Raw genomic sequence first — 13,224 nt, forward strand, 5'->3', positions numbered from 1 at the left:
CGACCGCGTCTTCTCAGGGACCGCCGGGCGCGAAGAGCCGGACGCCGTTGTCGTGGCAGACGGCCCGCAGCCAGTCGTCCCCGAGGCCGAGCTCCTCGAGGGCGCGGAGCTGATGGACGTACGGATAGGGGATGTTGGGGAAGTCCGTGCCGAGCACGATCCGGTCGCCGAGATCCGCGAGCCGCCCCTTGTGCTGCTGGGGGAAGGGGGCCATGCGCTCGCTGAAGTCCGTGAAGGCCATGGTCGTGTCCAGCCGTACCTGCGTGTAGCGCTCGGCGAGATCGAGGAAGTCGCTGTACTCGGGCATGCCCATGTGCGCGACGACGAGCGGCAGCCGCGGATGCCGCGCGAGCAGCCGGCCGACCGGCTCGGGCCCGGTGTGCTTGCCGGCCACGGGCCCGGAGCCGCAGTGCGTCACCACGGGCACGCCGGCCTCGGCCAGCAGTCCCCACACCGGGTCGAGCAAGGGATCGTTGGGGTCGTACGCGCCGACCTGGAGATGCGACTTGAAGATCCGTGCGCCGCGGTCGAGGGCCTCGCGGACATAGGTCTCGACGCCCTCCTCCGGGAAGAAGGTCGCGGTGTGGAGGCAGTCCGGCGTCCGGGCGGCGAAGTCGGCGGCCCAGCCGTTGAGCCAGGCCGCCATGCCGGCCTTGTGCGGGTAGAGCATGGAGGTGAAGGCGCGCACCCCGAACTCACGCAGCAGAGTGACCCGTTGCTCCTCCTCGTGCCGGTAGGTGATGGGCCACTCCAGGCCCGTCATGGGCCCCACGGCATCGAAGTAGGCCCACACCTTGGCCAGAACTCGTTCCGGCATGAAGTGGGTGTGGACGTCGACGAGCCCGGGGAGCCCGAGCCGGCCCCAGAACGCGCGTACGTCCGCGGCCTCCGTGGCCTGGTCGCTGACGGGCTTGTTGGTCATGACGCCCACCTTCGGACGCCGGTCCGTGGGGTGTCCACCGGCTTCGCGGTACGGGATCGGAACGTGATCCGGTTCACGACGGCCGGGGCTGCCGGATCACCGGGTCCACGCGGGCATCGGGCCACCCGGCCGGCGGGCTCCCGGCCATCGGGGCTGGTGGTGTGGCGAGCCCTCCCGGACGGCCCGGCACTCCGTTGATCATCCCGTCCGGCACCGGTACGCCACTCGTCAGAACAACCCGTCCTGCACGGCCCCGCCCCCCGCGTTCGCGTCGGCCGTCGGCACGGAGACGCCCGCCGCCGGATCGGCCCCGATGAGCGACCAGCCCGTCATCAACCGGGTGTCGAGGACGACCAGTTCGCCCTCCGCGGTCCGCAGATGCAGATCGGGCCCGGCGGCCGCGAGCAGCGTTCCCGCGACGGCGCCGCCGTCGGTCAGCTCCCGCACCACCGCCCCGGGCCCGGGAAGCCGGCCGAGCCCGAACACCTCGGCGTGGTCGACCGCCAGGAACTCCAGCCGCTCCAGCGACTCGGCCCAGCCGGTGAGCGCGAGCGCCCGCCGGTGCAGGTCCTCGATCTCCGCGGCACGCTCGGCGGGACCCGGCAGCTCGCACCGCACAGCCCTCTTGTGGGCGTACGGAATCCGGTCCGGCACCCCCAGAGCGCTGCGCAGCAGCTCCTCCGTACGCCGCGCCGCCATCAGCGGCCCCCGCCCCAGCCAGCTGAAGACGACGGCGCCCTGCTCCAGCAGCCGCGCGGACTCACGCTCCTCGGCGGTGATGCCGACCTTGACCATCCCGGGGCCGAACCAGGCCAGATAGACGCGGTACGTCCGCGGGTCGTCGGCGATGGTGTCGGCCGCCACCGAATGCGCGCGATCCAGCCGTGCGCACTCCGGACACCGGGCCTGGGTGGCCCGCCCCGGCACGACGGCCCGCAGCGGGCAGGCATTGCCACGCGCCCCGACACAGCTCCGGACCCCTTCGGCACGGAACCCGAGCGCCTTGCCCGCGGTCAGCGGACTGATCCGCCCGCCGTCCCACCGGAGCACGGCCATCCGCGCCCCGCGCGGCCAGCCGAGCCCGGAGCACCGCCATGCCATACGCACCTCCGGCCGAAAACGCGGAGGTTACCCGAGAGCACTGACACAGGCCCCGGGTCTAGGCCGAGTTCCGGCCGATCCGCGCGGAGAGCCCACCGTGCAGACATTCGACGAGCCGGGCCGTGATCAGGCCTTCGGGGTCGAGGCGGGGGTTGAAGATCGTGACGTCGAACCCGACAGCACGCTCGTCACCGAGCGCGATCCCGAGCACGCTCTCCAGTTCCGCCCAGCTCAGGCCCCCGGGGATGCGGTAGTCCACGGCCGGCATGACGGCGTCGTCGAGAACGTCCACATCGAGATGCACCCAGTACTCCCCGAGCCGTCCGACCGCCTCCCGGGCCGCCTCCTCGGCGCCGGCCGCCCGCACGGCCTCGAGACCGACGGCGTGCAACTCCGGCGGCAGCGGCTGCATCCCGGCCTCCGTGGACTCCTCGGTGTCGCGGAACCCGAGGGCCACGACATCCTCGTCCCGCACGAGCGGCCGGAGTCCTTCCAGATCGGTGAGTACGTCGGGCCCGCGGCCGGTGGCGAGCGCGAGCTCCATGGAGGCGGCCTCGCCGTTCGGTTCCGCGGCCGGCTGATAGAAGTCGGTGTGCCCGTCGAGGAACAGCAGCCCGTACCGTCCGCGCCGCCGCAGCGCGAGGAGGTTGCCGAGGAGGATCGAACAGTCCCCGCCGAGGACGACCGGGAAGTCCCCCTGATCGAGCACTCCTGCGACGACGTCGGCCAGCTCGCCGGAGTACCGCGCGATCGCGGCCGCGTTGAGCACCCCGCTCGCGGGGTCCCGCCGGGCCACATACGCCGGCGCCTCGACCCGCCCGCCGTGGACGGCCCCCAGCCGCTCGGCCAGACCGGCCCCGATCAGGGCCGCGGGCAACTCCTCCACCCCGGAGGGCCGCAGCCCGAGCACGGAGGGGGCTTCAACGACGACGATCCGGCGCATCCCGACTCCTTCTGTCGGACACCCAACGGTGCACAAGGCCCCTTAACGGTGCACAAGGCCTCTTTCGGACGCTACCGGACAGGGGCGGTCGCCGCAGGGTGGCTCCTCCTGCCCCCGCCGGCGGTCCCGCCGGAGGGCGAACACCTCACCCTCGAAGCCAACTCTCCTTGTGCGCCCGGTCGGTGGTCGATCACCGCCGACCGGGCACGGATCCAGACACGTGTGTCACAGATCATCGACAGCGCCAACCGAACCGGCGGATTCCCCGGTCTTGCCGTGCGGACCGGCGCCCCGCGTCCGCTGCCCGCACCGACCGAGGAGACATCCGCGATGCCCACGACCTCCCCTTCCATGATCCGGCGCCTTCGCAGCCGGGCCACGGTGCTCGCCGTCGCCGGTACGGCTCTCGCCCTCGTCGCCCCGGCCACGGCGACCGCCGCCGCCGGGCAGACCCGTGCGGCCGCGCCCGACCCGGTCTCCGTCCTGTCGTACACCGCCAAGGAACGCCGCACGGCCCTCGCCTACTGGACACCCGCCCGTATCAAGGCCGTCGGTAAGTCCGTGGACCTCGGCCCGACCGGCCCGAAGGCGAAGCCGTGGCGGGGCACCACGCTGAAGACCGTGGGGCGGCTCTTCTTCGTCAACGCGTCCGGCGCCGACACCTGGTGCACGGCCACGGCCGTGAAGAGCGCCAACCGCTCCGCCGTGATGACCGCGGCCCACTGCGTGCGACGCGGCTCGTCTCCCGTCAACACCAACACCGACATGGTGTTCGTCCCCGCCTACGGCAAGGGCCAGCAGCCGTACGGCGCGTTCGCGGTCCGCTCGGCCATGACCCCGCGCACCTGGGAGACGGACTCCACCGACGACCTGTCCACGCTGGTCGTCGACCCCGACAAGAAGGGCCGCAAGCTCACCGACGTCGTGGGCGGCCAGGCCGTCGCCTTCAACCGTGCCGTCGGCGGCACGATCTCCGCCTTCGGCTACTCGGCCACCCGCCCCCAGCGCGGCGAGGAACTCCTCCGCTGCGTCGGCAAGCCGAAGAAGAAGCACGGCCTTCAGGCCATCTCCTGCGACCTGACCGGCGGCTCCAGCGGCGGCCCGTGGCTGGCCGACTTCAACACCACCACCGGCAAGGGCGTCCTGGTCTCGGTCAACAGCTCGCTGGACTCCCTGACCCCGACGGAGATGCAGGCAGAGATCATGGGCGCCCTGGCGAAGAAGGTGTACGACCGGGCCCAGCGCGCCTGACACGGTTCGCCCGCGCGTCGACGCGAGAGGCCCCCGGATCGCCTCCGGGGGCCTCTCGCGTCTGCACACTCGTCCGCGGCCTAGGCGAGAGTCCGCCTGACGAAGGCGAGGATGGCGGTCAGCAGGTTGAGGTTCTGACCGATGCCGGTGCCGATGCCCGGGAGCGGCGCGGCGTGGGCGGAGGTGACGGTCATGGTCGTGAGGATGACGGCGGAGCTTGCCAGGGTCGCGGCTACGCGCTTGATCTGTCGCATATAAGGACGAACGATCACGAACGTGTGAAGTGAGTTCGGTGAGCGGCGAACTCACCGGAATGGAGGCAGCGCCCTCCGTTTCTGTCAGCTCGTCCGCCGATCACGGGCGGATGTACTGGGGCCCGTTTCTGATGTTCGTCGATCAAGTCGGAGGCGTGTGGGGCGAGGTCAGAAGCAGCCGGGTCCGGTGGAGGGGCTGAAGCAGACGTTGGTGCCGGGGCCGCCGTCGTTGGTGTTGGTGCCCGGGCCACCGAAGAGCGCGTCGCTGCCGGGACCGCCGAAGAGGGCGTCGTTGCCGTTGTTGCCGTTCAGGTTGTCGGCGCCGTTGCCGCCTTCGATGCGGTCGTTGCCGTCACCGCCGGACAGTACGTCGTTGCCGTCGCCGCCGCAGATGATGTCGTTGCCACCGCGGCCGTCGACCACGTCGTTGCCGCCGAGAGCGAAGATCACGTCATTGCCGGGAGTGCCGATCAGGATGTTGTTGCCATTGGTACCGGTGATGGTGGCCGTGGCGGTCGCGCAGGTGGGGGGCGCCGGCTCGTAGGTGACGGTCACCTGGGCCGGCCCCACTGCAGGTCCGGAGGTACCACCCGTGGGGACACGGTTCGACGCACCACCGCCACCACCGGGACCGTAAGCGGGAGGAAAATCAATACGGTTGCAGCCTCCGCCGCCGCCTCCACCGAACCAGCCGCCCCCGCCTCCGCCCGCCCCGAAGCCGCCTCCGCCGGTGCCGCCCGCACCGCCTGTGCCCGGAGTGCCGGATGTACCGACGGCAGGGCATGCTGCTCCGGCTGTGCCACCGGCGGTCTGGGTTCCGCCGCCGCCGCCTTGGCCGCTGTTCGTTCTGCTGCCGCCGGCACCCCCGGTGATTCCGGCGTCTCCGCCGGTGGCCTCCGGGTTGAGGTAAGTGGGGGGGAAGCCGCTTCCTCCGCCGCCTCCGCCGCCCGCGACGATGAGACGGGGGTCCGTGCCGGGGACGCCGGTCAGGGTGCAGCCGGGACCGGCCGAGCTGCAGGTGCGGACATCGCTGGATCCGCCGCCGGCACCGCCCGTAGTCGCGGGTCCGCCGCCGGCGCCCCCGCCCGTGCCGACGTTGACGTAGAGGGTGGTGGTGCTCGGCGGCACGGTGACGGTGCCGGTGACGGTGGCGCCGTTGCCTCCTGTGCCGCCGCCGGACCCGTTTTGTCCTGCGGCGCCTGTGGCGGTGACGGTCAGTTGGGTGACGCCGGACGGGACGGTGAAGGGCTGGTTGGCGCCTGCGTTGAAGGTGACGGTCACGGGCGCCGCCACGGCGGGCGTGGCCGTGGGAACGACCAGTGCCGCCGGCAGTGCCACCGTGGCGAGCAGGACCGCAGCACGCCTGGCCGGGCGCCTCCGCTCACCGGCGGCTCCGGCGCCACGTCGCTGGAGCATGGCATGTTGCAGGGTCGGTCTCACGGTGGGGGCTCCTCGACGATGAGCGCGGCACTCAGGACGTGCCACGGATGTCGGTTGGTGTTCGGGCCCCTGCCGGGACCGCCCGACGATCAAGCCACACGCACCCTGTGTGGTCGTACAGACACACCGTCATACCGCCCGCAATCCACCGACCAGACGCTCCCCGACCCCGAACTCGGTCCTGTGATCCGTTGGCGCGTACACCACGGACACGAGGTCCGTGCAGTTCTCTCCTGGTCGCCCTCGAGGTCCACCCGAAGGTGGCACAGCGGATCCTGCGGCACTCTCGCATCGCCCTGACGATGGAGGTCTGCGCCGAGGCGAGGGAGGAACAGGTGCGCGCCGCGATCGGCAAGCCGTCGGACGCGATGCGCGGTACCGGCTGACGACGATCAGCGCAGTTGCTGTACTTCGCTGCTGTACGGCACGACAAAGCCCCCTCCGGAGTGATCCCGAGGGGGCTTTGAGCAGTGTGCACTCGGCAGGATTCGAACCTGCAACCTTCTGATCCGTAGTCAGATGCTCTATCCGTTAAGCTACGAGTGCTTGGCGTTCCGGGCTTTTCTGCCTGGTCGGCGTTGCGGGAACAACATTACATGACCCGCGCCGTGAGGTGAAATCCGTTAAGCACACCCCAGCTGACCTGCGAAAACAGCGACTCAGCGGCCAAGAATCCCCGCACGTACGCCCGAAGAAGCACAGCCCGCCGAGGACGACCGAAGCCCCGGCCTGCGGGCCGGGGCTTCGGTGATCAACTGGCGGAGGCGGAGGGATTTGAACCCTCGATGGGCTTTAAGACCCAAACCGCATTAGCAGTGCGGCGCCATAGACCGGACTAGGCGACGCCTCCAGCACACTCACGCGGGCGCGAGTGGTGCGTGCAGATGATGACACAGCCGAGCGGGGTGTCACCAATCGCCGTCCACGGTACTAGGCCCGCAGGCCGGAGGGCAAAGCACGGGCCGCCGGGCCCGTCGGCCGGTCGGAGCGCCCGTAGTCCGGGCGGCGCGGTCCGGTTGCGCAACGCCCGGGCGCACGGAGCGTTAGAGATGCCGGGGCATTCGCGCCCCCGCACGGTCCCTCACTCCCGGATCCAGGAGCACCCATGCTGCGCCGCCTCGTCCTCACCGCAACCGTGACCGCCGCCGCGCTGGCCGGCGCCGTACCCGCCGCGGGAGCGACCCCCCTGCCGTTCCCGTTGCCGCTGCTGTCGGCACCCGACCGGCTGACCGTGATCGTCTCCCACACCGGGAACACCCGGACGGACGGCACCTACGAGCTGATGTGCGACCCGGCCGGCGGCACCCACCCCGCAGCCGCCAAGGCGTGCGCGCGGCTGGACGGGCTCGCGAAGGAGAGGCGTAATCCGTTCGCGCCCGTTCCCGAGGACCAGATGTGCACCATGCAGTCCGGGGGGCCGGCCACCGCCCGGGTCACCGGCACATGGCAGGGACAGAGGGTGGACGCCACGTTCAACCGGGCGAACGGCTGCGAAATCTCACGGTGGCGCACGATGGAGCCCGTGCTGCCGAACACCAGGTCATAGCGCCCGGCGGTACCGCATGTGCACACAACCTTGGTGAGAGCTCCCCCTCATCCGCCGCCCCGGCCCCCTCGCCTGCCTTTAGACTCCCTCCAGTGACAGGCTGAAGCCCGAGGGGCAAGATGGGACCGGCCGTCCGCAATATGCAGTAGGTCAGGGAGGAACCGTCGTCGTGAGCAGCAGGCCATCCCGAGGCGCTGCTCGCCTCGCAGCCATACTCGACGCCCTTCCGGACGGCCTCGTGCTCGTCAACTGCAACGGCACGGTCGTCAACGCCAACACCATCGCCCTCGAACTCTTCGAGACGCCCGGTACCGCACTCGTCGGACGCGGGCTGCTCGATCTGCTGCCCGCCTTCGACTCCCGGCTGATCCCCGGCTCGATGCGGCGCCCCGAGGCGGCCGACGAGCGCGGGCGGACCAAGCCCACGCGGATGGTGGCGCGGCGCACGGACGGCAGCGAGTTCCCCGTCGAGGTGACCAGCGCGAGCCTCGAGGACGGACGCGAGGCATACGACTCGTACAGCGGCTACACCGGCGACGAGCTGCTGATGCTCGTCGTGCGGGACCTGTCCGGAACGATGGACACCGAGGCCGAGCTGGCGCGTTCGCAGCGGCAGACCGAGATGATCCTGCGTGCCGCGGCCGAGGGTGTGGTCGGTACGGACACCGACGGACGCGTCGTCCTGGTCAATCCGGCGGCAGCGCAGATCCTCGGATTCCGGGCGAGCGACCTCGGCGGCAAGGAGCTGCACCCGCTGATCCTGCACTCGCGCGGGGACGGCGAGCCCTTCCCGTACGAGGAGTCGGCGCTCGCCGACACCCTCAAGTCCGGGCGCAAGCACCGGGTGCGCGGACAGGTGCTGTGGGCGAAGAACGGCTCGCAGGTGCCGGTCGATCTGACGACCGCGCCGGTGCGGGACGGCGACCAGCTCGTCGGCGCGGTGATGACCTTCACCGACCGCCGTCCTTACGAGGAGCTGAGCCAGCAGCACAAGTCCGAACTCACGGAGACGACCGAGCGGCTCGGCAAGGAGCTGGAGGAGACCACCGAACGGTTCACGGCCGAGCTGGCCGACCGCGCGGACCGCTACACCGCGGAGATCGAGAGCCGGGACGAGCAGTACACCGAGCTCGCCGCCCGCCATGACCAGCTGACCGCCGTGCTCGGCGAGTCGCTGCGGGGGCCGCTGGAGGAACTCCGTTCCGAACTGGCCACCCTGGCCGCCGACCCGGCGGGGCAGTTGTGGCCCGAGGCCAACCAGATCCTGCACCACCTGGCCGCCGGTTATGCCCGGATGACGACGCTCGTCGACAACGTCATGGGCTACCAGCGGCTCGCCACGGGTGCGGAACAGCTCTACAAGATCCCGGTGCTGCTCGACGCGGTCGTCGCGGCCGGCGTCGAGGGTGCCATCGAGCTGATCGGCCCCGGGCGGGCGCAGTTCGCGGTGCACGCTCCGCCGATCGAGGCCGAGGTGGACGCCGGACGGCTGGCGACGGCGCTCGCCCACCTGGTGGCGGACGTGGCCGGTGTCGACTCCACCGGCAAGGCCAAGCTGATGCCCGGCGGCGGGTATGTGGACTCCACGATCGTGGTGGCGGCCGCGCAGCGCGGTGACGTCGTACGGATCGAGGTGCGCGGGCCGTTCGCCGGGGGAGACCCGGTGCACGAGCCGATCGTGCGCGGAATCGTGCGGGCGCACGGCGGAGTGCTGCAGACACACGAGGTGCCGGGGATGAGCGGCAGCGCGTATGTCCTGGAACTGCCGCTGGGCGAGGGCTCGGGAACCGTGGCACCGCCGGAGCACGGCGCGATGCTGGCCCTGCCGGAGCAGACGCCTCCGCAGCCGCAGCGCTCCCCCGGCACGTCAGGCGGTGGCCGGCGGCGCGCGCGGCGGGCTTCCACGGACGCGTTCCTGGAGAGCCCCGTCGCGATGGAGGACCCGGTGGCCGCGCCGCCGACAGGCCGGCGTCGCGCGCACGGCGAACAGCCGCAGCAGGACCTGATCCCGGCCCAGGACTCGGGCGGCAGCCATGCCGCCCACGCGGGCGGTGGCGGAACCGGTCGCCGACGCGGCCGGCCGAGCCCTGCCGAGGAGTCCGTCGCCGTCACCGCCGGTGGCGGCAGGCCGACCGAGGGCTCCGTCGTGACGGCCGCGGAGGGCGCCGCCCAGTCCGGTCGCGCCGCACTCGGCGAAACGGTGCCGCCGCAGGGTGTCTCCGTCGACGGGCCGGGCTCGGGCCGTCGAGCGCGGCACGGTGCGATGCCGGAGCTGCCCGCGGCTCCGTCCGCCGCCCCGGCCTCCTCGGCTTCGACCGCGATCGAGACGCGCCCCTCCGGCCGCCGGGCCAGGAGGGCACTGGCGGCGGCTCCGGCCGAGCCGGAAGCACCGCGCACCCCGTTCGCGCTGCCGCCCGCCGAGGCCGACCGCATCCCGCCGAGGGCGGGTGAGGCGGACGCCTCGCTGCCGGGCCGACACGACTCCGTCCGTACGGAGCCGGGCACCGACCATCACACGCCGCCGCAGCAGCACCCCACCCCGACAGGTCGGCGGCGCGCGCGGCCGCAGCCGCAGGCGCCCGCTCAGGGTGCGATGCCGGACGCCCCGCCCGGGTGGGGGGACGCAGCCGAATTCGATCCGCGCGCCACCGACGACGGTACGAACGGGCAGCACGCGGCGACGCAGGACGAGGCGGCGCCGGGTCAGTCGGGTGCCGCGACGTCGCAGGGCACCGGCTCGGTCGCCCTGCCGATGCCCGCGTTCGAGGAGCCCGCCGCCGAGCCGCAGACCGCGCCGCGGCCCGCGCAGGCGCGCGTCGCCCAGCCGCTGCCCGCGGAGGCACCGGTCCCGGCGGACGCCTCACAGGGCCGGGCATTCAGCGTCCGCACACTCGGACAGGGTGTGCCGTTCTCGCAGCAGATCGCCGAGAAGCAGAACCAGACGCTCGGCGCCGGACGCCGTCGCAAGCTGGGGACGCGGTCCGCCGAGGGGGAGCGCCCGGAGCCGGCCGCCACCACGGCCCGCCCGCATCCGCAGACGCAGGCCGCCCCGGCACAGGCTCCGACGCAGGGCCAGACCCAAGGGCAGTCGCAACCCCAGGGACAGGGACAGGCACAGACCCAGAACGGGTCGCTGCTCCCCGCCGAGCGGTCCGAGGGCCGGTCGTACGCCATAGGCGCACCCCTCGAAGGCGCGGAGGGCCCGGAGCCGCTGGACGGTCCCGGCGGCGCGGTGGAGGTGGCCAACCGGCCGCAGCCGCAGCCCGTCGACGACGAGCTGCCCCCGGAGCCGCTGGACAATCCGCGCCGCCTGCTGGTGTGGCCGGCGCCGGATGTCTCGACCTCGCAGGCGCTGAGCGACCGGGGCTACCGTCCCGTCGTCGTGCACTCGCGCGAAGAGGTCGATGCACAGATCGCCGCGTTCCCCGCGGCCCTGTTCGTCGACCCGCTGACGGGTCCGATCACCCGGACCGCGCTGCAGTCGCTGCGCCAGGCCGCGGTGGCCGCGGAGGTCCCCGTCCTGGTGACGGCCGGACTGGGGCAGGCCACCCGGGAGGCGGCCTACGGCGCCGACCCGGCCATCCTGCTGAAGGCGCTGGCCCCCCGGGACAGCGAACAGCACCCGTCACGCGTGCTGTTGATCGAGGAGCACGAGGAGATCGCGCTGGCGCTCACCGCGACGCTGGAGCGCCGCGGAATGCAGGTCGCTCGGGCCGGTGCGGACACGGACGCCGTCACCCTCGCGACCCAGATGCGGCCGAACCTCGTGGTGATGGACCTGATGCAGGTGCGCCGCCGCCGGGCCGGGATCATCGACTGGCTGCGGGCGAACGGCCAGCTGAACCGGACGCCTCTGGTCGTCTACACCTCGGCCGGCCTGGACCGGGCCGAGCTGCCGCGGCTCTCGTCGGGCGAGACGGTGCTCTTCCTCGCGGAGCGCTCCACCAGTAACGAGGTCCAGTCGCGGATCGTCGACCTGCTCGCGAAGATCGGTACGAACTGACGGCGGTGGCCGGGGCTTTGGCCGAGGGCATCAACTGATGCGTCGGGGGCGGTGTTTCACGTGAAACACCGCCCCCGACGCGTGATGGTCAGAACTGGGTGACGTCCAGCTCACCGTCCGCGTACTGCTTGCGGATCACCTTCTTGTCGAACTTGCCCACGCTCGTCTTGGGGACCGCCGGGATCACCGCCCAGCGCTCGGGCAGCTGCCACTTGGCGACCTTCTCGGCGAGGAAGGCCTTCAGCGACTCGTAGTCCGCCGTCGAGCCCTCCTTGAGGACGACCGTCGCCAGCGGACGCTCGCCCCACTTGTCGTCGGGCACCGCGACCACCGCGGCCTCGGCCACCTCGGGGTGGGCCATGAGCGCGTTCTCCAGGTCGACGCTCGAGATCCACTCCCCGCCGGACTTGATGACGTCCTTGGCCCGGTCGGTCAGCGTGAGGTAGCCGTCGGGGCTGATGAGGCCGACGTCGCCGGTCTTCAGCCAGCCGTCCTCACTGAACTTGTCCGCGGGCTTGAAGTCCTCGCCGCCCGCACCGCCGTAGTACGAGCCCGCGATCCAGGCGCCCCGGACCTCCAGCTCACCGGCGGAGACGCCGTCCCACGGCAGGATCTCACCGGCGGGACCGACCAGCCGGGCCTCGACGCCCGTGGGGAAACGGCCCTGGGTGATGCGGTACGGCCACTCCTCCTCCGCGGACAGACCGGCCGGCGGGTGCGACATCGTGCCGAGCGGGGAGGTCTCCGTCATGCCCCAGGCGTGACAGAGCCGTACGCCGAGCTTGTCGTACGCCTCCATCAAGGCCGGCGGACAGGCCGCGCCGCCGATGGTGACCTGCGTCATCGAGGTCAGGTCGCGGGGGTTGGCGGTGACTTCGGCGAGGAGTCCCTGCCAGATGGTGGGGACGGCCGCCGCATGCGAGGGCCTCTCGCGCTCGATCATGTCCGCGAGCGGTCCGGGCTGAAGGAAACGGTCCGGCATCAGCATGTTGATGCCGGTCATGAAGGTGGCGTGCGGCAGGCCCCAGGCATTCACATGGAACTGCGGGACCACGACGAGCGTGGTGTCCCGCTCGGTCAGCCCCATCGACTCGGCCATGTTGACCTGCATCGAGTGGAGGTAGATCGAGCGGTGGGAGTAGACGACACCCTTGGGGTCGCCCGTGGTGCCGGAGGTGTAGCACATGGCGGCGGCGGTCCGCTCGTCCAGCTCGGGCCAGTCGAACGTGGTCGGACGGCCCGCGATCAGGTCCTCGTACTCGTGCACCGTCGCGTCGGTCTCGGCGAGCAGACCGCGGTCGCCGGGGCCGGAGACCACGATGTGCTCGATCGTGGGCAGGTGCGGCAGGAGCGGGGCGAGCAGCGGGAGCAGGGAACCGTTGACGATGACGGCCCGGTCGGCGGCATGGTTGACGATCCACACCAACTGCTCGGCGGGGAGGCGGAGATTGAGTGTGTGCAGTACGGCGCCCATGGAGGGGATGGCGAAGTACGCCTCGACATGCTCGGCGTTGTTCCACATCAGGGTGGCGATCCGCTGGTCTCCGTCGACCCCCAGCTCGTCACGGAGCGCGTTGGCCAGCTGTGTCGCACGGCTGCCCACCTCCGCGAAGCTGCGCCGCTGCGGCTCGGCGTCTCCGGTCCAGGTGGTGATCTGCGACTTTCCGTGGATCGTCATCCCGTGTTGCAGGATGCGGGTCACAGTCAGCGGTACGTCCTGCATGGTGCTCAGCACGGCGTCCTCCCGGTGGGCGCTAGCGCTAC

The 13,224-nt window shown here is 71.8% G+C and carries 9 protein-coding genes and 2 tRNA genes; 4 read left to right on the plus strand and 7 right to left on the minus strand.

Annotated elements, in window-relative coordinates:
• Nucleotides 1-13 precede the first annotated feature (13 nt).
• From OHA05_RS17580 to OHA05_RS17590, 3 genes are all read right to left on the minus strand, one after another.
• Nucleotides 14-922 (minus strand): amidohydrolase family protein, encoded by a 909-nt coding sequence (locus OHA05_RS17580; protein ID WP_328861106.1) that lies wholly within the window; start codon nt 920-922, stop codon nt 14-16.
• Between the two features lie 228 nt (nt 923-1,150).
• Nucleotides 1,151-2,023, minus strand: a complete 873-nt coding sequence (locus OHA05_RS17585) for a DUF2797 domain-containing protein (protein ID WP_328861107.1) — start codon at nt 2,021-2,023, stop codon at nt 1,151-1,153.
• Between the two features lie 58 nt (nt 2,024-2,081).
• Nucleotides 2,082-2,966 carry an arginase family protein gene (locus tag OHA05_RS17590; protein ID WP_328861108.1) on the minus strand — a complete coding sequence of 295 codons (885 nt, stop codon included), beginning with the start codon at nt 2,964-2,966 and terminating at the stop codon, nt 2,082-2,084.
• A 222-nt stretch (nt 2,967-3,188) separates the two neighbouring features.
• Between OHA05_RS17590 and OHA05_RS17595 the strand changes: the two genes are divergently transcribed.
• On the plus strand, nt 3,189-4,217 hold the full coding sequence (locus OHA05_RS17595) for a trypsin-like serine peptidase (protein WP_328861109.1): 1,029 nt from the start codon (nt 3,189-3,191) through the stop codon (nt 4,215-4,217).
• Nucleotides 4,218-4,639: 422 nt separating this feature from the next.
• Here the strand turns inward: OHA05_RS17595 and OHA05_RS17600 are convergent, their stop codons facing one another.
• Nucleotides 4,640-5,911, minus strand: a complete 1,272-nt coding sequence (locus OHA05_RS17600) for a calcium-binding protein (RefSeq protein WP_313945407.1) — start codon at nt 5,909-5,911, stop codon at nt 4,640-4,642.
• A gap of 260 nt (nt 5,912-6,171) precedes the next feature.
• On the opposite strand from OHA05_RS17600, the gene OHA05_RS17605 reads away from it, so the two are divergent.
• Nucleotides 6,172-6,297 carry a hypothetical protein gene (locus OHA05_RS17605; RefSeq protein ID WP_443043711.1) on the plus strand — a complete coding sequence of 42 codons (126 nt, stop codon included), beginning with the start codon at nt 6,172-6,174 and terminating at the stop codon, nt 6,295-6,297.
• A gap of 87 nt (nt 6,298-6,384) precedes the next feature.
• Here the strand turns inward: OHA05_RS17605 and OHA05_RS17610 are convergent.
• Together OHA05_RS17610 and OHA05_RS17615 are read right to left on the minus strand one after the other, a co-directional pair.
• Nucleotides 6,385-6,457: transfer RNA gene (locus OHA05_RS17610), tRNA-Arg, on the minus strand.
• Between the two features lie 210 nt (nt 6,458-6,667).
• Nucleotides 6,668-6,761 (minus strand) — tRNA-Ser (locus tag OHA05_RS17615).
• Nucleotides 6,762-7,016: 255 nt separating this feature from the next.
• Here OHA05_RS17615 and OHA05_RS17620 point away from each other — a divergent pair.
• Together OHA05_RS17620 and OHA05_RS17625 are read left to right on the plus strand one after the other, a co-directional pair.
• Complete coding sequence (locus OHA05_RS17620; protein WP_328861110.1) at nt 7,017-7,457, plus strand: SSI family serine proteinase inhibitor; 441 nt, start codon at nt 7,017-7,019, stop codon at nt 7,455-7,457.
• Nucleotides 7,458-7,626: 169 nt separating this feature from the next.
• Nucleotides 7,627-11,460, plus strand: coding sequence for a response regulator (locus OHA05_RS17625; protein ID WP_328861111.1), 3,834 nt, complete (start codon nt 7,627-7,629; stop codon nt 11,458-11,460).
• An 88-nt stretch (nt 11,461-11,548) separates the two neighbouring features.
• Here OHA05_RS17625 and OHA05_RS17630 read toward each other — a convergent pair whose 3' ends face one another.
• Entirely contained in the window at nt 11,549-13,195 is a 1,647-nt protein-coding gene (locus tag OHA05_RS17630) for a long-chain fatty acid--CoA ligase (RefSeq protein ID WP_328861112.1), read from the minus strand.
• Nucleotides 13,196-13,224: the final 29 nt, after the last annotated feature.

The organism is Streptomyces sp. NBC_00306, from assembly GCF_036169555.1.
In the GTDB taxonomy this organism is placed as follows: Bacteria; Actinomycetota; Actinomycetes; order Streptomycetales; family Streptomycetaceae; genus Streptomyces; species Streptomyces achmelvichensis.